An 834-nucleotide genomic window follows, 5' to 3' on the forward strand; every position below is an offset into this window, starting at 1 on the left:
GCTCCGCCGCGCCCCGTCCGGCCGCCCGCCCGCGCCGCAGCCCGGCCCGCCGCCTCGCCGTGAACGTCCTGCCGCCGTTCATCACCAAGGCCGTCGTCGCGGCCCGCCGCCGCTCCGCGGCCCGCTGAGCAGGCCGTCGTAGGGCCGCGGTTCGGCCTCAGGCCCTCACCCGACGACGGCGCCGGGACCCGTGAGCGTGCGGGTGGCGCCGTCCTCCTGGGCCAGGGCCCGTTCGGCGGCGCGGGGTGACGGCGCGGTCCGGCGTTCGCCGGGCGGCAGCCGCGGCAGCAGGTCGTCCTCGCCGAGCAGGACCCGGCGCACCACCCGCTCCGCGGCCAGCCCGTCGTCGTACCGGCAGAAGCGCTCGCGGAAGGCGGCCCGCAGCGACGCCGCCGCCGGGCCGTCCCAGCGCCCGGAGTGGAAGGCCCCGGCGATGGCCGCCTCGTCCTGCGCGAGCACGCCGGGGGTGTCGCCGGATTCGCCGGACAGCAGGTCCACATAGGCGCCGCGGGCGTGCCGGAAGGTGTCCCAGCCGGCGGTGTGCACGACGACCGGCCGGTCCAGGTTGGCGTAGTCGAACACGACCGAGGAGAAGTCGCTCAGCAGCGCGTCGGCGGCCAGGCACAGGTCCTCGATGTGCGGGTGCCCGGAGACGTCCAGGACCGCGCCGTCGTCCCGGAGGGCGGCCGGGCACAGTTCCGGTGCTTCCCGGTCGTACGGATGGGCGCGGACCAGGAGCTGGAAGCGCGGGCCGAGGGCCGCGGCGAGGCGGGCCACGTCCAGCGGCGGGACGGCGCCGCCGGGCAGGCCGCGGCGGGCGGGCGCGTACAGGAC

The 834-nt window shown here is 78.8% G+C and carries 1 protein-coding gene; it reads right to left on the reverse strand.

Going from position 1 to position 834, the window contains the following annotated elements; all coding sequences use genetic code 11:
- Positions 1 to 165 precede the first annotated feature (165 nt).
- A partial coding sequence (locus IH45_RS0142650; protein ID WP_030682620.1) for a CDP-glycerol glycerophosphotransferase family protein occupies positions 166 to 834 on the reverse strand: 669 nt, incomplete at its 5' end.

Source organism: Streptomyces rimosus subsp. rimosus (assembly GCF_000720725.1).
In the GTDB taxonomy this organism is placed as follows: domain Bacteria; phylum Actinomycetota; class Actinomycetes; order Streptomycetales; family Streptomycetaceae; genus Streptomyces; species Streptomyces rimosus_A.